The 19,927-nt window shown below is 69.2% G+C and carries 9 protein-coding genes; 2 read left to right on the forward strand and 7 right to left on the reverse strand.

Annotated elements, in window-relative coordinates; genetic code table 11:
- Window positions 1–18 precede the first annotated feature (18 nt).
- The 4 genes from ACIRD8_RS23035 to ACIRD8_RS23050 all read right to left on the reverse strand — a co-directional run bounded on the left by ACIRD8_RS23035 (window position 19) and on the right by ACIRD8_RS23050 (window position 9,959).
- Window positions 19–4,308, reverse strand: coding sequence for an Eco57I restriction-modification methylase domain-containing protein (locus ACIRD8_RS23035; RefSeq protein ID WP_403994515.1), 4,290 nt, complete (start codon window positions 4,306–4,308; stop codon window positions 19–21).
- On the reverse strand, window positions 4,305–7,538 hold the full coding sequence (gene drmD / locus ACIRD8_RS23040) for a DISARM system SNF2-like helicase DrmD (protein WP_403994518.1): 3,234 nt from the start codon (window positions 7,536–7,538) through the stop codon (window positions 4,305–4,307). Before drmD ends, ACIRD8_RS23035 begins: the two co-directional genes overlap by 4 nt.
- 131 nt (window positions 7,539–7,669) lie before the next feature.
- A complete protein-coding gene (locus tag ACIRD8_RS23045; RefSeq protein ID WP_403994521.1) occupies window positions 7,670–8,929 on the reverse strand; it encodes a protein kinase in 1,260 nt (419 codons plus the stop codon).
- A gap of 97 nt (window positions 8,930–9,026) precedes the next feature.
- Window positions 9,027–9,959 (reverse strand): serine/threonine-protein kinase, encoded by a 933-nt coding sequence (locus ACIRD8_RS23050; RefSeq protein WP_403994523.1) that lies wholly within the window; start codon window positions 9,957–9,959, stop codon window positions 9,027–9,029.
- A 141-nt stretch (window positions 9,960–10,100) separates the two neighbouring features.
- Between ACIRD8_RS23050 and ACIRD8_RS23055 the strand changes: the two genes are divergently transcribed.
- Window positions 10,101–12,101, forward strand: a complete 2,001-nt coding sequence (locus ACIRD8_RS23055) for an N-6 DNA methylase (RefSeq protein WP_403994526.1) — start codon at window positions 10,101–10,103, stop codon at window positions 12,099–12,101.
- A 111-nt stretch (window positions 12,102–12,212) separates the two neighbouring features.
- Here the strand turns inward: ACIRD8_RS23055 and ACIRD8_RS23060 are convergent, their stop codons facing one another.
- Window positions 12,213–13,298 (reverse strand): S1 family peptidase, encoded by a 1,086-nt coding sequence (locus ACIRD8_RS23060; protein WP_403994529.1) that lies wholly within the window; start codon window positions 13,296–13,298, stop codon window positions 12,213–12,215.
- 437 nt (window positions 13,299–13,735) lie between these two features.
- Here ACIRD8_RS23060 and ACIRD8_RS23065 point away from each other — a divergent pair, with 437 nt between their 5' ends.
- Entirely contained in the window at window positions 13,736–14,620 is an 885-nt protein-coding gene (locus ACIRD8_RS23065) for an alpha/beta fold hydrolase (RefSeq protein ID WP_403994532.1), read from the forward strand.
- A 49-nt stretch (window positions 14,621–14,669) separates the two neighbouring features.
- On the opposite strand, the gene fxsT is transcribed toward ACIRD8_RS23065, so the two are convergent.
- A complete protein-coding gene (gene fxsT, locus ACIRD8_RS23070; RefSeq protein WP_403994535.1) occupies window positions 14,670–18,599 on the reverse strand; it encodes an FxSxx-COOH system tetratricopeptide repeat protein in 3,930 nt (1,309 codons plus the stop codon).
- Window positions 18,596–19,897, reverse strand: coding sequence for an FxsC protein (fsxC, locus tag ACIRD8_RS23075; protein WP_403994538.1), 1,302 nt, complete (start codon window positions 19,895–19,897; stop codon window positions 18,596–18,598). Before fsxC ends, fxsT begins: the two co-directional genes overlap by 4 nt.
- Between the last annotated feature and the right edge of the window lie 30 nt (window positions 19,898–19,927).

The following is a 19,927-nucleotide window of genomic DNA, read 5'->3' on the forward strand; positions in this document are numbered from 1 at the left end:
CGTCGTCATGCGGAAGGCTCAGAACAGGGCACCCTCGGCACCTTCACCGAAATCCGAGCCACCGCGTGCAGCCAGCTGCTCTTTGCGCTTCCGGATGGCGTCGGCGGAGGGCTTCGGCATGTCCGGGTGCGTGGCGGGCTTCTTGTGCAGGCCGAGGTGGACCTCGTCGGCGTACGCCTGGTGGTTCAGCTGGCGGAGGCGGTCGATGATCTCGGTACGGGCGAGGAGACCGATGGTGTAGCGGGTGCCCTGGTCGGTCTCGTGGAAGCCATGGTCGAGCGGGAAAGTCTCGTGGGTCGGGTCGGCGTGCGGGGTCTGCCCGGAGTCGTCCAGGAGATCGAACCAGCCGTAAGCCTCGACGGTGGCTCGGTCGATCTCCTCGTGGATGCGCCGGAGCTCGACGATGTCTTCGTCTTGACAGTCGGGGTTGTGGACGAGGTTGTAGGTGGTGGTGAGGCCCATGTTACGGGCGAGCATCAGTTCACGGCGGTAGGTGTGGAGGTGAGCGCCGGCCGCACGGAGGCGTGGGGTGAGGGTAGGACGGACGAAAGTTTCAAAGACATCGGTGGACGTATACCGAAGGTCTCCCTTCATCGTCGAGCCACAGTCGATCGCCCACCAGTAATGGGGTGCGCTAGATAGGACAGCGAGCAAGGCGAGGTCGTCAGAGGCGAAAACAACAGTGGCTTCACTAAACACCTGAGCAGACGAGACCATTGCAGGCATAACCACATGCGTATGCCGCGTAATGACGATACAGCGGTCGAGTGACCCCGTGGCACGAACCAACCCGGTGGCGCGCTCGGCAAACTGCCACCAGCGTTCCCGGCGCGCCTTGCGACTGTTCATATCTCGTTCCGGTTTAACTTCGCGCAAGATTTTCGCATACGCCTTCTGGTATTGCTCCGCCTTCTCGACACACCAGTCCTGAAAGTTAATTACCCATCGACTTGCACTGTATTCCGGATGATTATTGACGTCCTGACCATTCAGATACGGAAACAATACTTCTGAGTAGCGATCATCCTCGGCAATCCACTCCCGCCCCTCAACCTCGCTGAGGGTAAACCCCAACCCAAGAATGATCGACCCCTGGAATGAAACATCCTTGTTCCGCGTCAGCGGCTCCACCCACGACATCTCCCGCGTCTGGGGATTCAATGAGGTCGAAACCCCGTTCGGCACCACCACTCCACCCAGTACACAGATTGCGCTCTGCTCTGGTGAAATCGCAGTAGTCCAGACGGCGCAATATTCCAACGCGGCCGAACTAGAAGGCCATGGGGCGCTTTTAATGCCTCGCCGAATGGTAATTCGTGCATCCTCAAGCTGGTCGAGCCCAACCTCGCGAGTATCTCCTTGCGCCAAAGTGTTCGTAGCGATCAAACCAGTCTGACCACACCCATGAAGAAGCTGATGAGCCCGGAGCATAAAGTAGGCGACCAAATCTGCACTGCCGCGCTTCCCTGCCGCTAGATAGCCGACCATGTATTCCCGGTATGCCTCCCCCGTCGCACCAGTCAGCTTCTGCCCACCCAAGAACGGCGGATTCCCCACCACCGCATCAAACCCACCCCCCTGCGAGAACACCTCCGGAAACACCAACGGCCAATGCACAGGCCGCCGCTCCAAGCCCCCCGCCGGCAGCTCCGCCGCCAGCCATTCCTCCGCCCTAGCCTGCGCCTCCCGCACCACGTCCGAGTCGTCCTCGACGCCCTCAGCGACAATCTGCTGCACAATCCAAGCCGCCTGCGGGAACAGGTCCCTGACCCGCTCGCCCCCGTCCGCCGCGTACCACTCCACCCGCCCCGACGCGCACGTCGCCAGCGCCGCCCCCGCGATCAGGTCGCCCACCAGCCGCAGCCTCCGCGAGTGCCGGTTGACGTCCTCCAGGCGCTCCCGCTTCCGCTTCAGCGCCGGCAGGTCCACGCCCTTGATGGCCGTGATCGCCAGGCGTTCCCGCGTCAGCTCGTCAACCAGCTCACGCGTCTGTTCGGCCAGGATGTCCCGCTGCCCCTGCGGCTTCATGTGCACCGACTGCAACTGCTCCATGGTGTGCACCCCCAGCAGCGAGTCCCCCGCCACCAGCCGGTCGTCCAGGAAGGTGAACGGCCGCGTCGGGTCCATCGAGACCAGCCACAGCGACAGCTTCGCCATCTCCACGGCCATCGGGTTGATGTCCACCCCGTAAAGGCAGTGCTCGATGATCTCGCGCCGCGCCTCGACCACCACCGGGTCCTGCTCCGCGTCCGCGGCCGTCACCGCGTCCACCGCACGGCCCGCCCGGTACGTCATCGCGTCCGTGCGGCCCTCGCTCTCCCAGGCCTCGATCAGCCGGTCGCCCAGGTAGCGGCAGGCGGCCACCAGGAACGCCGCCGAGCCCATCGCGATGTCCGCGACCTTCAACTTCAGGATCTGCTCGGGTGACTTGAGCCGCCACTCCGCCGTGTCCGCCGTCTGGAGCGGGCCCGGCTCGTAGACCAGCGGTTCCAGCGCGTGCCGGACCACGTCCTCGGCCAGGAAGCGGGGCGTGTAGTGCGTGCCGGTGTTCTTCCGGAGGGAGGACTCCGTGACGTACAGCGAGCCGTTCGGGATGACCATCGGCAGGTCACGCAGGTCGCGGCGCAGGATGCCGAAGAAGGGGAGCAGGCGTTCGCTCAGCCCCGAGTTCTTCTTCGTCACCGCGTTCAGCTGGCGGCGGGCCTCGACCTCGTCCTTCGCCGGGGCGAGCAGCTTTTCCAGCTTGGACGCGCTCGCCGGGGGCTTCGGGTCCTTCCACTTCTCGTGGATCGCCTTGGCCAGGGCCTTGACCGATCCCCCGGACTTGGCGGCCAAGGACTCCAGCTCCCGCAGCGGCACCTCGTGTTCGAGGCCCTCGGGGCCGATCAGGCCGACCATGTCCTCGACCGCACGCTCGCCACCGAAGGAGAGCAGGCCCTCATACACGTAGCCGATCTGCTCGACGTCCAGGGCGCGGAAGCTGAGGGTGCGGACTTCGGCGTTCTTGCCGGTGCCGACGCGGACCTCCTGCACCGACTGCAGCATGTGCAGGACCGTGCGGTCGTCGATCGGGAGGAGCGGGGTGGTGAGCTCCAGCCAGGCGTACGTGTCCGGGGCGAAGATCGACCCGTCGTACGCGGGCAGATGCAGCTCCGGGTGGTCCACGCCCCCGTGGACCGCGTGGAAGAGGGCGATCAGGCGGTGCCAGGCGGAGGTGGTGTGTTCCAGGGCGCTCTCACCGTCCGCGTCGGCGCGGGCCTTGAGTTCGGCGCGCAGGAAGCGGGCGGAGTACGCCGTAGCGTAGACCTCGTTGTCCGCCGGGAGCAGGCCGCGCTCCTCCGCGTACAGGAGGAAGACGACACGCATCATGACGGCGACGGCACCCCGGTAGACCTCGCCGGCCGCGACGCCCGACGCATGCAGGCCCGGTGCTCCCGCGTCCATCGCCCGTACGTCCGCTCGCCCTATGGCGTCGACGAGCAGTTCGACGGCTTGGCGGACCTGGATGCCGAGCGCCTCGGTGACGTCCTCGCCCGCGGCCAGGCTGGCCTTGAGCAGGCCGACCAGGGTCTCGGACTCCTCGTACTCGAAGAAGCGACGGCGGCGAAGGAGAGAGACGAAGGCGCGGACGACGTTGCGTTCGGCGGCCTCGTTCCAGCCGATGGTGTCGAAGACGGCGGTGGTCGTGACGCCGCCGATGGGGGCCCAGACCAGGCACCACCAGCGGCCGTCCGTGACCAGGCCGAGCGGGATGTCGTGGTGGCGGAGCAGCCGGGCGAGGCGGTCCGCGGGGGACGCAGCCCAGTCTCCGCCCGCCGCAGCACGGGAGGTGGGGACGGTGCCGGCGGGGACGGTCATGCCGAGGAGGCGTACGCGCTTGGCGACGGATGCCGTGTCGGGTTCGGCGGCGAGGTCGATGCCCGGCTCGACGAGAGCGAAGTCGGGGCGCAGGACGGCGCCGTGCTCCGGGACGTGGAGGGTGAGGCGGTCCAGTGCCGGGTCCTCTGCCTCGCCCTGGCGCAGTGCGAGGGCGTCGCCCCACTCCAGGACGGAGCGCAGCAGGTAGGCGACCCACTCGTCGCGGCCTGCTGCGGTGTCGTTCTGCCAGTCGGCGTGGCGGGCGCGCAGGCGGGCGCGTTCGTCCTTCTCCAGGGCGTCGAGCTGGGGCCAGGCCCTGCGCAGGACGGGCATGGTCAGGAACGGGCCGGAGACCTCGGTGAGGTCGAGCCATTCCTGGTGCTGGCGGCGGCCGTCGAGTGCCTGCGCCTTGGCTGCGGCGAGACCACGTGAGGTCGGGCGAGGGCTCATCGGCGGGCTTCCTTTGCGGGGATCACGAAGACGACGGCGACAGGGAAGAGGTGGGCGCGCGGGTCGCGGTAGCGGGCGCCGATGGCGGCGAGTTCGCGTTCCAGCTCGCCGGGCAGGCCGTCGAGGCGCTGCTGCCAGCGGGCCCGGTCGTCGTCGTACTGGCGGCGTTCGGCGGCGGTGATGTCGTGCCGGCTGAAGAGGGCGAACTGTTCGCTCAGGTCGTCGCCCTCCTCCTTGAGCTTGGCGCGCAGGGTGGCTTCGAAGCGGCCGAGCGTCGCGGTGATGCGGCGTTCCTCCTCGGTCTGCCGGTCGGCGAGTGCGCGCTCCAGGCTGTCGCCACGCTCACGGGCGCGGGCTTCGAGGGAGGTGTTGAGGGGCTTGGCCAGCTTCTCCCACGCGGTGGTGAGTTCCTGCCGCAGGTGCGGGGCGGCCTCAGTGCCTTCGGTGAGCGCCTTCGCCAGGACAGCGCCCTGGGTGCGTACGGACTCCCAGCGACGAAAGCGTCCGGTGTCACCGAACCAGCCGCCCGCGTGGACGACCTCCTCGTGCAGGCGGGTGCCGTCGTTGCCGACGAGGACGTACCGGGCGTACGCGGAGACGAGGGTGGTGGTGATCGTCGGGTCGTCGCTGACGACGGCGGCTACGCGGTGCAGGCCGACAGTGTCCGCGTTCCAGACGGCTGCGGTGAGCAGGCGGGTGGACAGGGCGACGAGCGGATGCTTGAGGTGGGCGAGTACGACGTCCTCACGCCCCTTGGCGGCAACGGCCGCGTCGAAGGTGATGGGGCGCTGCTCGTCCTCGCGCAGCTTGTGGGCGAGACCGCGGGTCGCTCGCTCCCAGGTGCCGGAGAGCGGCGGGACCTCGTGCAGCTGGCCCGGTTCGAAGTCCTCGGCCAGGGTGCGGTCGGGGGCCAGGGGCGGTTGGTGGTCCAGGGCGAGGGCGGTGTCGACGACGCGTTTGATGTTGGCCGGGGTGAGCCCGAGCGTGGTCACGGTCTCGTCGTACTGGTCGGCCAGGCGCTTCGACTGGGCGGTGACGTTCTGCTCGGGCGCGACCTCGCCACCGGTGCGGCGGCCCTGAATGGTGCGGGGCTTGGCGTTCTCGATGTCGACGGGCGTCGTGTCGCCGGTCATACGGCGCTGGACGGCCTCGGCGATGACGGCGTTGACAGAGCCGAGGTCCTGCTCCATGCGTGCCACCTTCTTGGCGACGCGGGAGAGGAACTCCAGGTCCGCTTCGTACGATCCGGCCTGGGCCTGCTGCCAGCCGGAGCCGATGAAGTGGGAGATCTCCGGGTCCTTGCGCTGGCCCCAGCGGTCGATACGGCCGATGCGCTGTTCGAGCTTGTTGGGGTTGAACGGGATGTCGTAGTTGACCAGCCGGTGGCAGTAATTCTGAAGGTCGATGCCCTCACCGGCAGCATCGGTGGCCAGCAGGATGCGCACCGCGCCCTCGCCGGTGGACGGGTCGGCCTGGAAGCCGAGACGGATGCGCTCCCGCTCCTCGGTGGTCAGGCCACCGTGGAGGACGGCGGTGCGGCCGTCGTCGGTGAGCTTCTCCTGGCGGAGCAAGGTGAGGAGCCAGTCCAGGGTGTCACGGTATTCGGTGAAGACGACGATGCGCTCGTTCGTCCAGTGCCTTCCGTCGGACGTGCGGCAGATCGCCTTGAGCGTACGCAGGAGGACCGCGGCCTTGGAGTCGGCGTCGGCCTCGTGGGTGACCGCCCAGCGTTCCATCCGCTGGAGCAGATCGAGCTCCTGGTGATCCTCGGCCGGGGTCAGCGAAGTGGACCGGGTCAGAGCCGTGTCCTCCGCATCGACAAGGCCGAGGTCGTCGAGGTCGGCGACCATGTCCGCGAAGTCGTCCAGCCAGTCAGGGACTTCGGCGGCCGCCGTGCGCGTACGGGAGCCCGTGTCCTCCAGGTGCGAGAGGTAGACGCGGACGGTGTGGAGGAAGGCGGCCGGGGAGGAGAAGAGCCGCTTCTTCAACAGCAGCGTCACCAGGTCGGCGGCGCGCCGGCCACCGCGAGCTGCGGGGACGAGCTTCTTGCGGCGCAGATCGGCGAAGGAGCTGAGCAGGCCGTGGATCTCTCGCTCGGCGTCGGTGTAGTCGACGGAGAGCTGCCCAGGCTTCCGCGTGCGGAAGCGGGGCGTGCCGTCCGCGTTGGTGACCGTGGCCTTCAGGCGCCGTACGACGGTGTCCTTGAGGGCGTCCTTGTCGGGGTCCATGCCTCGCGCGAAGCGCTGGTCGTCGATCAGCTCGAGGAGAGCGGTGTACGACTCCGGGTAGCCGTTGTGCGGGGTGGCGGAGAGGAACAGCCGGTGCTCGAAGTGCGGGACGAGGCGCCGGATCAGCTTCGTCTGCTGGGAGTCGACCGCGTAGACCTGCTTCGGGGCGGACGGGGCGACATGGTGGGCCTCGTCGAGGACCAGCAGGTCGAAGAACCGTTTGTGGTCGCCGTTGCTGCTCTCCTCGGGGGCTCCGATGACCTCGTCGAGGAGGCGCTGGGCCTTTGTGCCTCGCAGCCAAGGAAGGGAGACGATGGTCAGCGGGTGCACGCGGAAGGGATTGGCCGCGGTGCCGTGGGTACGGCGCAGACGGGCGCAGTGCTCGGAATTGACGATGGTGAAGTCGAGGCCGAACTTCTCCGCCATCTCGTCGCGCCATTTCAGGGTGAGCCCCGCAGGACAGACGATCATGATGCGTCGGGCCCGGCCGCGCAGCAGCAGCTCCTGGGCGACGAGCCCGGCCTCGACGGTCTTGCCGAGGCCCACGTCGTCGGCGAGCAGGAGGTTGACGCGGGGGGCGCCGACGGCGCGGGAGACGGGTTCGAGCTGGTACGGCTCGACGGCGACACCGGAGCGGAAGGGTGCCTGGAGGGTCTTGCCGTCGGCGGAGGCGACTGCCGACCAGCGGACGGCGTCGAGGAACGCGGCGAGGCGGGACGGGGGGTCGTACTGTCCGGTGGAGGCGTCCGGGAGGGATCCCGCGGGCAGCACTCGGCGCCCCGGCTCGACCTCCCAGATGACGGACAGGGTGTCGCCGAAGCGGCCGTCGGCGACGGACTGGAGGTGGACGAGGGTGGCGGGCCGACGGCCGTCGTCCACTGGCGGGGACGGCTCGACGCGGGCGACGACCCAGGACTGGCCACGCACTTCGACGAGCTTCCCCTCTTCCGGGAGCTCCTCAGTACCGGTCCGGTCGCTCTCGCGCTGAGCTGCTGGCGTCATCGGCGCTGTCCCCTCGGTCTATGGCGCTGCCGTCCGTAGACAGTGTCCCGTCTCCCACCCGAACGGTGCCGCGACAGCCTAACACGCGTAAATCGCTGTGAACAGAGATCACAGTGCGCATCGCTCGCCCGTCATGCCATGCGGTCGAGCCGAGCCAGCAAGGCACGCGAACGGCCGCGCCGAGGGTCCTCCGCACCCAGGACGCGGTCCTCGTCGTCGACCAGCCGGCGGAGCAGCTCTGCCGCCGGGTGACGCTCTCCCGCGCGCACGAGGAGCACCGCGATCTCGTAACGCGTATCCAGCACTCCAAGGTCGGCGGGCCCCAGGAGGCTGCGCTGCTCGGCGAGGACGGACTTCAGTTCATCAAGGGCCTCACGGGTACGGCCGAGCACACCGGCACAGAGGGCGGCGCCGACGCGGGCGGCAAGGAAATCGGCATGCCCGAGCCGTGGGGTGGCGAGGAACTCCTGGTACTGCTCCAGCGCGACCGCAGGGCGACCGGACAGACGCAGGGCCGCCATCTCAGCCAGGCGCGGATGAGGGAGAACTGCCGTACGCGTGGGAGCGGGGGCTGCCCAGGCGGTGAGCAGGGCGCGGACCTCACCGGCGGAAGCAGGGCGGTTCTCCGGCTCCTTCTCCAGCAGACCCTCCACCAGCCTTCTCATACCGGTCGGAATGCCGAGGCGGTGGCCGGAGAGCGGAGGGACGGGCTCGTGGGCGTGCTGGTGGTACAGCATGAAGGGGCTGCCGTCCGTGAACGGCGGGTTCCCTGCAAGCAGTTCGTACAGAACACAGCCGAGCGAATAGAGGTCGCTTCCGGCCACGGTCTTGCCGACAGCCTGCTCGGGGGCCATGTAGACGACCGTTCCGGGCGTGGCGTTGGCGGCAGTGAAACGGGTCTCGCCGGGACGAGGCTCCAAAGCCGCGGCAACGCCGAAGTCGAGTACCTTGACCCTCTCGGACGGCGTGATCATGAGGTTCGACGGCTTGAGGTCGCGGTGCACGACGCCCTGTCCGTGAGCGTATGCGAGAACATCAGCGACACCGTGTGCGACGGCCGCGGCCCGCTCGACAGCCAAAGTGCCCTCGTCCTTGAGGACGGCATCCAGGGCCTGACCCGGGACGAGTTCCATCACGAGGTACAGCTCGCCATCGAGGCTGCCGTGGTCGTACACCGCGGGGATGCCGGGGTGGTACAGGCGGCCGGTGAGGCGCGCTTCTCGCAGGAAACGGCGCTCCAGGGTCGAGAGCTCGGAGCCGTATGCGGACGGAGCGAGGAGCTTGACGGCCACTTCGCGATCATGGTCGGGATCACGGGCCGCCCACACGACGCCCATCCCTCCTCGGCCCAACTCGTGCGTGAGCTCGTACCGTCCAAGGCTTCGCCGCATCGTGCCCGTCCCCGGTTCCGGCGCCGGCGGCGCCTGCCACACCCCTACGACCGGGGCATTGGGGCGCACCCGGCCGGCAACGCCATCCTCTCACCGATCACACGGGCAGTGGTCCTTGCGGAACGAGGAAGGGGCGGCGTGGATCTTCGGGCAGACCTCGGCGGGAGGCCAGGGCGTGCTCAGGCATCGGCAGATAGGGAGCGAGGGAGGCGTAGACCTCGGCGGCGGAGGCAGGGCGGGCGTCGGGACTCTTGGACAGCAGGGCGGTCACCAGGTCCTGGAGTGGGGCGGGCACCCCTCCGCCGATGAGGGGCGGGGCTGCCGTCAGATGCTGGGACGCGAGGAGCGCCGGCTGCGCGGTGGAGAACGGAGGCGCCCCGGTGAGCATGTGGTGCAGCAGGCAGCCCACCGCGTAGAGGTCGCTGCGGCCGTCGAGCGTGCCACGCCCGGAGAGCAGTTCGGGTGAGGCGCAGACGATGTTGCCGATCCCCTCCCCCGTCATGGTGAGGCGCGGATCGGCGTCCGCGAGGGACTTGACCAGACCGAAGTCCAGGATCTTGACGACTCCGTCCGTCCGCACCATCACGTTCTGCGTCTTGAGGTCCCGGTGCACGAGACCGGCGGCGTGCGCGGCGGAGAGGCCCGCGCACAGCTGAGCCGCGACCGAGGCGGCCGAGGACACGTCGAACTTTTCGTTCTCCTGCTGATCGAAGAGGTACTCCAGCGTTGTTCCGTCGACCAGTTGCATCACCAGGCAGCAGGTGTCGTCCGTGTACGACGCGTCGTACACGGTGGTGATGTTGGGATGGTCCAGGCGGGCCGCCGCCTGCGCCTCCCTCTTGAAGCGTGCCAGTGCTTCCTCACGGCTCCGCGGGACGGCGAGCAGCTCCGACGCGATGGTCTTCACGGCCACGGGCCGGTCCAGATAGAGATCGACCCCCTGCCACACCTGGCCCATCACGCCACGCCCGAGCACGGAGTCGATCCGGTACCGGTCACGCAGCACTATCCCCGGAGCAAATCCACTCATATTTCCAAGCCTCCACATTTCCCGCACAGAAATATCGCAGATCCAGCCTGTGAACAAAGTCAATGATCGTAGTAGCCTGCCATGACTGAGGCCGCTGGGACGCCGACCCGCCCGGCCCGCCAAGGACCCGGAGACCCTCGAATGGCTACAACCACCAACGCCGTACCGGTCAGTCTGGCCGAGATCGCCCGGATCGCCGGTGTGGGGCGGGCGGCGGTCAGCAACTGGCGCCGGCGCCACGACTCGTTCCCTTCCCGCATCGGCGGTACGGACGTAAGCCCGCAGTTCTCGCTGTCCGAAGTCGAACAGTGGCTGCGCGACAACGGCAAGCTCAACGACGTCGCCGGCCGCGAATTCCTGTGGCCCCGGTTCGAAGCGCTCGGCAGCAGGGACGCGTCCGGGCTCGCCGTCGCCGAGGCGGCCCGCCGGATGCGCTCCCCGCGGGCCCGTTCCACGCCCACCGGCCTCTCCGAGGAAGCGCGTGATGTGGCCGGTGAGGCAGCCAGGCTGGGGCGGAGCGAAGGCCAACGCGAGACGTTCGAGTTCCTGTTGCAGCGGTGGCTGGACACCCACGTACGCCAGCTGAGTACCACGCCCGCGCCACTGGCGTCGCTGATGGCCAGAATCGCGCTCGGCACCCGGCTCGGTGAGGACACCGGAGAACTCACTGTCTTCGATCCCGCCTGCGGCACAGGTCACCTGCCAGTGGCGGCCGCTGAGGAGTACTCGGGGCAGGGCTTGACACTGCTGGGATGCGAACGCGACCCGGCACTCGCCGCACTGGCCACTGCCCGCCTCGGCTTCGTGACGGAAGGCCGAGCCGGCACACGTACGGAGATCGTCACAGCTGATGCCCTGCGTGCCGATCCCTTCGCAGGGCTCCGGGCCGACATCGCGCTGTGCAACCCACCGTTCAACGAGCGCGACTGGGGATACGAGGAGCTGGCCACCGACCAGCGCTGGATTCACGGCCTGCCGCCGCGCACCGAACCGGAGCTGGCCTGGGTCCAGCACCTGCTGACCCACCTCCGGCCCGGCGGCACCGCCGTGGTCGTCCTGCCCCCCGCCGTCGCGTCACGCAAGGCGGGCCGCCGTATCCGGGGATCGCTGCTCCGTACGGGAATGCTGCGGGCGGTCGTCGCGCTTCCGCCCGGCTGCGCACAGCCACACAGCGTCTCGCTGCAGCTGTGGGTCCTGCGAGCGGCTCCGGACGGCCCGGCTTCCGCGGGCCCGGCCGCCCAGGACGCTCTCCTCGTCGATGCGACCCGGCTCGCGAAGCCCGGTGCACGCGAGCAGGGACCCGACTGGGAACCGCTGACGGACTTCGTACTGTCCGCCGTGTCACAGCTCGACGTACCGGAGGGGGAGCTGCCGGACGGTGCCGTACGGATCCCCCTTCTCGACCTGCTGGACGACGAGGTGGACGTCACTCCCGGCCGCTACACCTCTGCGGGCGGTGACCCGTCCGGCGTCGATCTGGCGGCCTCGTGGGACGAGCTGACCGGTTCTCTCGGTCAGCTGACGGAACTGGCGCACCACCTGTCGAGGCTCGGCCTCTCGGAGGGGGAGTCGCGCACGACGGCCACGGTCGGCGACCTGGTCAAGGCCGGAGCCCTCACCTTCCGCGCCGGTCAGCAGGCGGGGGACGCCACAGAATCGGCCCGCGACGCCGGTATGCCGCTCCTCACCGTCTCCGATCTGCTGACGGACGGGAACCCGAGCAGCCGGGTGGCTTCCGAAGACGCCCAGACAGTGGCCGAGGAGGGTGATGTCGTGGTCGCCGGCGTCGTTCGCGCCTTCAGGGCCTGGGTACACGAAGGACCACCGATCGCCCTGGGTCCCCAGCTGTACGTCCTGCGCGTGGAGCCCGCCAAGTTGAGCGCCCACTTCCTGGCCGGCTGCCTGCGTGCACCGTCCAACGGCCGCCAGGCCGGCACGCACGCATCGAGCTCGTCCCGCGTCGACATCAGACGCCTGCATGTCCTGCAGCTTCCGCTGGACGAGCAGGCCGGCTATGCGGAAGCGTTCCGGCACCTCACGGCCTTCAAGCAGTTGCTGACGAGGGCTGACGCGCTCGGCGAGCAGCTCGCGGACGACATCAGCGACAGGCTCGCCGCAGGCGGGCTGGCGGCCGGAAGGTAGCGAGGGAGCACCCCTGCTCCAAGCCGTGCGTCCGCGTACCACAGCCCGCGAGCCCGCCCCCTCGTACCGCGTGAGGGGACGGGCTCGCCGGCGCTCAGCGAAGCCGGAACGTCAGCCGATCTCGGCGCCGAACGCCGCCAGTGCCTCGGGCACCGGCTGGAAGAACGTCTCGCCGCCCGAGGAGCAGTCGCCGCTGCCGCCCGAGGTCAGGCCGAGCGCGGTGTCACCCGCGAAGAGCGAGCCGCCGCTGTCGCCGGGCTCGGCGCAGACCGTGGTCTGGATGAGGCCGTTGACGATGTCGCCGTTGCCGTAGTTGACGGTGGCGTTGAGTGCGGTGACCTCACCGTCGTGGACCTGGGTGGTGGAGCCGCTGCGGGTCACCGACTGGCCGACGGTCGCGTCGCCCGCCTTGGTGATCGCCTGGGTGGAGCCGTTGTAGAGGTCCACCTCGCTGGGGTGCGCGACGTCGGAGGTGTACTTGACCAGCCCGTAGTCGTTGTCCGGGAAGCTGGAGCCCTCGTTGGCACCGATCTCCGAGCCGCCCTGCGCGTCGGACCAGCTGGTGATCGACTCGGTGCAGTGGCCGGCCGTCAGGAAGTACGGCTCGCCGTCCTTGACCACGTTGAAGCCCAGCGAGCAGCGCCCGCCGTTGCCCCAGATGGCGTCGCCGCCGGCGATGAGGGGCTTGAACTCCCCTGCGGACTTCTTGAGTTCGGCCTTGGTGCCGAGCCCGTCGACGACCTTGCTGAGCTTGTCCCAGGCCGCGCCGTCGACCGTACGGTCGGCCGTGACGACGACCTTGTTGCTGACCGGGTCGACGGCCCATGAGGTGCCGGGGATGGTGGCCTTGTCCGCGAGGGTCTGCCGGGCGTTCGTCAGCTCGGCGAGCGTGTGCTGTACCAGTCTGGCCTTGCCGCCCGCCTGGCGGACCTGCTCCGCCGCTGCCTCGTCGACGACGTTGACGACGAGGTTCTTGGACTTGGCCTCGTAGTACGCGCCCGCCGTGTCGGCGCCCAGGGCCTTGTCCAGGGTGGCGGCGAGGCTTCCGGCCGAGTGGGCGTCGAGGGTGCGCGCGGTGAACTGGGGCACGTCGTCACTGGCGTTCGCAGTCTGGAACGTGACTCCTGCCGCGACCAGGGCGAGGACGGCCGATCCGGCCAGGGCCACACGCTTCCTGGATATGCGTCGGTGCTTCAACTTCGACCTCCTGTGGGGCCGTGCACGGACAAGTGGGGTGTCCGGAGCACGGAGGATGGGGCGCCCACTATTCCGATGCGAGGGATAGCACACAAGGTCGACTTCCGGACGCGCACACGACGACGACGGTTCACCCGCGCCGCGTTCACAAGCCGGGTTTCGCACCACGTCGGTTCCGTTCGCGAACACCCGGCGCGATGGCCCGTCGGCAGCGAGTGAGGACTAGTCCTGTCCTGTAATGGCTCCTGGAGTCCGGATGCCGCCGAGAGCACTCCTGAAGCCGAACACCACCGAATGCCTCCGAACGTTCCGAACACCACCGGCTCGTTCCGACGGGGAGTGCCGGTATCGCCTCCGATGGGTCATCATCGAACTGGCAGTACACGCCGGGCACTTGGGTGCCCGGACCGAGCGGGGTGACCGAGCGGAGGAGTGGCGTGCGAAGTCGGGTGCGCGTGGCGGACGGACGGCATCTGATGGTCGAGCGTCAGGGGGATCCCCGAGGCAGACCGGTGTTCCTCCTGCACGGGATGCCGGGCAGCCGGCTGGGCCCAGCACCCCGCGGGATGGTCCTCTACCAGCGGAAGATGCAGCTCATCACCTTCGACCGCCCGGGGTACGGCGGCTCCGACCGCCTGCCGGGGCGCCGGGTCATGGATGTCGCCGAGGACGTACGGGCGATCGCCGACTCGCTCGGCCTGGAGCGCTTCGCCGTGGTCGGCCGCTCGGGCGGTGCGCCGCACGCCCTGGCCTGCGCCGCGCTGATGCCCGACCGGGTCACCCGTACGGCCGCGCTGGTGAGCCTGGCGCCCTGGGACGCCGAAGGGCTCGACTGGTTCGAGGGGATGGCCGCCTCGAACGTACTCGCGTACTCCACGGCGGCGCAGGACCCGGACGGGCTGGCGGAGTCCTTCATCATCCGCTCGGCGGCGATCCGACAGAACCCGGTCCAGCTCCTGGACGACCTGCGCCAGGAGCTGACCGACTCCGACCGGATCGTGGTCAACGACGCCGGGATCCGCATGATGCTGCTCGCCAACTTCCGCGAAGGGCTGCGGACCTCGGCGTACGGCTGGATCGACGACGCGATCGCGTTCTGCCGGCCGTGGGGGTTCGCCCCCTCGGACATCAAGGGTCCCGTGATGCTGTGGCACGGCGAGAAGGACGTGTTCTCGCCCGTCGGCCACTCCCGCTGGCTGGCCGGTCAGATCCCGGGCTCCACCGCCGTACTGGAACCCACGGCTGCGCACTTCGACGCGCTGTCCGTGCTTCCCGACGTGCTCCACTGGCTGCTGGACGACCGGGAAGCAGTGGTCTGCTGACCGCGGAGGGCGCCGGGCTCCGGACTTCCGGATCCCGGCGCCCTCCGGCTCACACCGACATCGGCTCCAGCTCGCGCCAGAACCGCCGCTCGTCCCTCGCTATCCGGGTCAGCGGGTGCTCGTCGCCGAGCTGTCGTGCCAGTTCGTCCCCCGTCTCCGCCCGCAGCCTCGACGCCTCGTCCTTGCGGCCCATCGCGCCGAGGGTGACCGCGAGGTTCGACGTCATGGCCAAGGTCTCCGGGTGATGTGCCCCGAGAACCTCCCGGAGCTGACCGGCGACGCGCCGCTCCGTCTCCAGCACGAGTTCGAGGTCGCGCCCGGCCGTCGCGTTCGCCAGGTTCATCACGCAGAACAGCGTGTTCGGGTGCTCACGGCCGAACACCTCACGCATCGAGGCGACCACCCGCGTCAGCAGCTTCTCCGCCTCCTGCGGCGCGCCCGCCCCCGAGAGGTAGGCGCCGAGGTTGTTCTGCGCGGCCAGGGTGTACGGATGCTTCTCCCCCGGCACGTTCATGTACTGGTCCACCACCTCCTGCGCGGTGTCCCTGGCGTCCACGGCCTCCCCTGCGGCGAACAGGTCGGCCGCCATGTTGAGGTCGCAGGCCAGTGACTCGGGGTTGGCCGAGGTGTACTTGGCCCGGTACCTGGCCCGGGTGGCCACCGTCAGCCTCCGCGCGTCCTCCAGCTGCCCCGCCCTGCGCAGCGAGACCGCCAGACTCTTGGCGGCGCTGAGCGTGGTGGGGTAGGTCCGGCCCAGCGTGGCCTTGAAGCTGTCGTACGTCCGGCTGAGCAGGCCGACCGAGTCCTCGTACCGCCCGACCTCGCGCAGGTCACGGGCCAGACACATGGCGGAGGACAGGCTGTACGGATGCTCCGGGCCCAGGACCTCGGACCGCAGGTCGTAGACGTCCTGGTCGATCTCCCTGGCGCGCGCGTACTGCCCGACGCTCCGCAGGTTCAGCGCCAGGTTGTTCGCCGCGGCCAGCGTACGGGGATGCCTGTCGTGGAAGATCTGGCTGAACCCCTCGTGCGCCGCGGTCGCCAGCTCGATCGCCTTGCCGTAGTCACCGAGGAGCCCCAGGTCGATGGCCAGGCTGCTGGTGGTCATGTACGTGTGGGGGTGCTCCGGCCCCAGCACCGCCCGCTGCCTGCCCAGGGTCAGCTCGTCGAGCTCCTTGGCCTCCACGTACCGGCCGCGGGTACGCATGATGTTGGAGAGGTGGAAGCAGAGGTAGAGGTACTGGAGGTCCTGGTTGCCCAGCATCTCCCGCCAGGCGTCGCGGAGTTCGTCCCCGAGCCGGCCCGCCGTCCGGACGTCCCCCCGCTTCCACAGGTAGCGCACCCGGTCGATCAACAGCCTGCGGGTCTCCGGGTCCTTGCAGTTGCGCGCGTCCGACGGCCCGAGGTGCGGCCAGATCGTGGCGAAGCGCGGCCAGGTCTCCGGGTTGTCGATCGGCTCGTCGTCATCCGGCCTGGCACCGGCCAGGATGCGGTGGACGACATGCCTCGCCTCCCGCTGCTCCTCCTCGCTGAGCTGGGCCCTGATGACCGCCTGCACCAGACGGTGCACCTGGATGGAGTTCGACACCTGGTCGACCTTGGCGAGGGCGAAGCGGCCGATCTCCCGGATGACACGGCCCAGGACCAGCTTCTCCTGGAGCGAGGAGTCGTAGGGCTTCAGTGCCTCGATCATCTCCTTGCTGTAGAGGAGGTTGGCCGAGATCGGCTCGGGTGCGAAGAACGCGCAGAGCTGGAGCAGCCGCACCGCGGCCGGTGAGCGCTCCTTGAGGCGTTCGATGGAGATGTTCCAGGTGGCCGCGACGGGCTGCGGGTACCCGGCCGGCTGGTTCAGGGCCAGGACCTCCGGGGCCTGCTGGGCCAGCTGCTCCAGATAGGTGTCGATGGGAGTGGCGGTCTCCGCGATCCAGGCCGCCGCCTGCTCGACCGCCAGTGGCAGGTCACCGACGGCGGTGGCCACCTGGGCGGCATCCTCCACGCTGAGCCCGGGAGCCCGGCGCTGCAGGTGCTCGATCGACTCCTCCCGCAGGAACACGTCGACGGGCAGCGCGTCACCGTGCTGCGACCAGGACTGGTTCCTGGACGTGACGAGGATGTGGCCCGAGCCGCCCTGCGGGAAGTACCGGCGGAGGCGTTCCGGGTCGTCGGCGTTGTCGAACACCAGCAGCCAGCGTTCCGAGGGAACGCCCCGCCGCAGCAGGTCCACGGCCTCCTGCGACGCGGCCGCCATGTCGTCGCCGCCCTGGGCACCGAGCCGTACGGCGAGTTCGGCGAGGCTGGCCACCACGTCGTCGATCTGCTCGGACGATATCCACCACACCAGGTCGTAGTCGGCCATGAAGCGGTGCACGTACTCCAGGGCGACCTGTGTCTTGCCGACGCCGCCGAGGCCGTACAGGGTCTGCGGCTGCGGCAGCACGACGGCCATGCCGCCACCGAGCTGGTCACGCATCCGCTCCAGGACCAGGGAGCGGCCGGTGAAGCCCGGGTTGCGGGGCGGCGCGTTCCAGATCCGGGGCACGGTTCCGGGGAAACGGGGGCCGGGCGACACCCCGTCGCCGAGCTGCACCGGCCGGTCCAGGGCGCGCATCAGGGCCGTGGTGGCGTGCACCTCGTCCAGCCTGAACAGGTCGACCGGATTGCGGTCGATGTACGGCGCGGAGAGCCGGACGTCACTGACCCTGAGCGGCAGCAGCTGGCGCCGCCCGCCACCGGGGTCCTCGGAGACCGCCCGTTCCCAGAGGTCCACGGCCCGCTGCGACTTGAGATAGGCGCTGGAGAGCAGGACGACCGTACGGGTCGCGGACTCGGCCACCTGTGCGCCGTCCGCGGGCCCCGGATCGGCGGAGACGTCGCGCGGGACCACCCGGAACCCGGCGCGGGTGAGGACCGATTCGATCCAGTCGGCCCACATGCGGTTCTCCGCCACATAGCTGAGGAAGAGATCGGCGGGCAGCGCGGGCCTGCGCCGGGTGAACGCGTCGCGGATGCGCAGCCGGACCTCCTCGCCCACCGGGGGCATCGAGGTGATCTCCTGCTGGGTGACGACCGCGGTGAGGCGTTCGAACGCGGACAGGAGCGAGTTGCTGAGCCCGGCTTCGTCACCGAAGGTGGCGAGGGTCTCCTCGTACGCGTAGTAGGGGCGGTAGGGGATCTCCACCGCGCCCCAGTAGGCGGTGAGTTCGTCGCCCGAGAGGTCACGGGGCAGCCGGTCGAACTTCAGCCGGGCCAGCGCCCGTCCGGCGTCGGCCTTCTCCTTCTCGCCCTCGTCGATCCGCATCGGGACGGGGAAGATCGAGATGGGCCGGCCGGTGTAGCGCTCGGCGATCTGCCGGGCGACGGACGCCGCGCCGTCGATGGACTGGTCGCTGAGGGTGAAGCAGTCGACGAGCACGTCCGGGAGGTGGACGGTGCAGATGTCGGCGATGTCGCTGAGGCCCGTGCGGCTGTCGATGAGGACGTAGTCGTAGTTGGCCTTCATGTCGTCCCGCAGGGCGTCGAAGAAGTGCCCGCCGCCGAGCCGGTCGTAGAAGTTGTCCCAGTCGAAGGTGGAGACGGTGGCGGAGTACTCGCGGTTCTGCCGCCCCGCGGACACGAAGTCGAGGGTGCCGCCCCGCGGGAACTCCCAGCCGAGCGCCTCCGGGGTGAGCGAGACCGCGTGCGGCTGGATGCGGGCGTAGTCCCGGTGCCAGTCGTCGGCCCGCTGGGCGGGGTTGGTCGCGGCCCAGGCGTACTCGGTGATCAGGTCGATCACGCCGGTGGTGGCCCCGAGCGTCGAGGGGTCGAGGAAGGGGTGGAAGAACCGGTGGAGTCCCGGGGCCTCCAGGTCCCAGTCGACGGCCAGCACCCGCTTGCCGTTGGCCGCGAGGATCCAGGCGGTGTTGGCCAGGGCCATGGTGCGCCCCGTGCCGCCCTTGTACGAGTAGAAAGTGACGATGCGCCCGTCACGACCGGCTGTCATACGTCCTCCGCATCCGTCGCAGGGTCGTGCATGTCGGGTATGAACTGGGTGTTGCCCATGGGTCCCATCAGCCGCGTCCGTTCGCTGTGCCGTCCACCGGCCGGTGGATAGACCGTGGCGTGCCGCAGATACTGCTGAGCGGCCACCTCGACCACTTGGGGAAGGATCTGGCCGAACGCCTCCATGCTGGGTACCCCCTTGGCCGCGACACGGCAGAAGGCCCGCCCCTGCCGCATCTTGACCGGCATCGTCTGCTCGAGCTTCTCGGTCAGTTCGGCTTCGGCCGCCCTGCTCTGATGGTCCTCCCTGCACCAGGGGACGACCATGGTCACCCAGGGCCGGTTCTCCCGGTCGAAGGCGGCGAGCCGCCGTCTCAGGTCCTCGTCCTGCAGCGCCCAGCGGTCGACCAGGAGGATCTCCGGGGTGCTGGGCGACTGCTTGCCCTCCCGCTGCCCGGGTTCCTCGTCGAACGACGTGATGACGGCCTGGTAGTTGAGGGAGCGCACGAGCTCCTCGGCGACGTACGCCAGGGGTCTGGCGGCAGCCGGATGGTACGGGTTCCACTCCTGCGGGTTGTCGCCGTAGTACTCGGGGTTCCGGCCTTCCGGCAGGTCGTGGCGCGTGGGGGCGGCGATGGTGATCCGCATGGGCCTCGGGGCGCCCGCTCCGCTGCCCGGCGCACCGAAGGCGCTGGGGACGAGGCGGAAGTCGAGGGGCCTGCCCGAACCGATCTGCACGGTGTCGGCGACATGGACGATGCGTTTGGCCAGGTGGTAGACGGCCTGTTCGTAATCCTGGGCGAACAGCGTGAGTTTGATCAGCCCGTAGAGCCCGTCACTGACGTACCGGTCCCCGAAGTCCCGGTGGTTGAACTGTAACCGCTCGGCCGGACCCGGTAGTTGGCTCGGCTGCACCGGCACCCAGAGCGCCGGGACGATCGCCTCGGCCGGCTGGTTCAACCGGGCCCGGTGGTGGATGGCGCGCTGCTCGAAGGCGTACCACTCCTTGCCGCACATCTCGCTGGCGAAGTAGCGCGGGGAGAAGAGCGGGACGAAGACCCGGCAGTTGGCCAGGACATTGCCCAGCCGCTCGGACCAGCCCTCGCCGGAGCGTATCTCCCGGTCCATGAATCCGGCCGGTGATCCCGCGGGAAGATTGGTCATGGCCATCACATGACCGCAGAGATCTTGGAAAAGCCGTTCGACCCACATGTCTGGGTCCGATCCACCGCCGTACCCCGGTGTGTGCGCGTAACTCAGAAAGAAGTACGGCCGATGGTCCGCTCGCTGTTGCGTCATGCGTGCACACGACCCCCGTCCTGTGTGAGC

Source organism: Streptomyces sp. NPDC102451 (assembly GCF_044765485.1).
Taxonomy (GTDB): Bacteria; Actinomycetota; Actinomycetes; order Streptomycetales; family Streptomycetaceae; genus Streptomyces.

Coding starts and splice junctions, on each gene's coding strand:
- ACIRD8_RS23035 (WP_403994515.1), bottom strand. CDS start 4,308: ATGAGCCCTCGCCCGACCTCACGTGGTCTCGCCGCAGCCAAGGCGCAG.
- ACIRD8_RS23045 (WP_403994521.1), bottom strand. CDS start 8,929: ATGCGGCGAAGCCTTGGACGGTACGAGCTCACGCACGAGTTGGGCCGA.
- fxsT (WP_403994535.1), bottom strand. CDS start 18,599: ATGACAGCCGGTCGTGACGGGCGCATCGTCACTTTCTACTCGTACAAG.
- ACIRD8_RS23050 (WP_403994523.1), bottom strand. CDS start 9,959: ATGAGTGGATTTGCTCCGGGGATAGTGCTGCGTGACCGGTACCGGATC.
- ACIRD8_RS23055 (WP_403994526.1), top strand. CDS start 10,101: ATGGCTACAACCACCAACGCCGTACCGGTCAGTCTGGCCGAGATCGCC.
- fsxC (WP_403994538.1), bottom strand. CDS start 19,897: ATGACGCAACAGCGAGCGGACCATCGGCCGTACTTCTTTCTGAGTTAC.
- drmD (WP_403994518.1), bottom strand. CDS start 7,538: ATGACGCCAGCAGCTCAGCGCGAGAGCGACCGGACCGGTACTGAGGAG.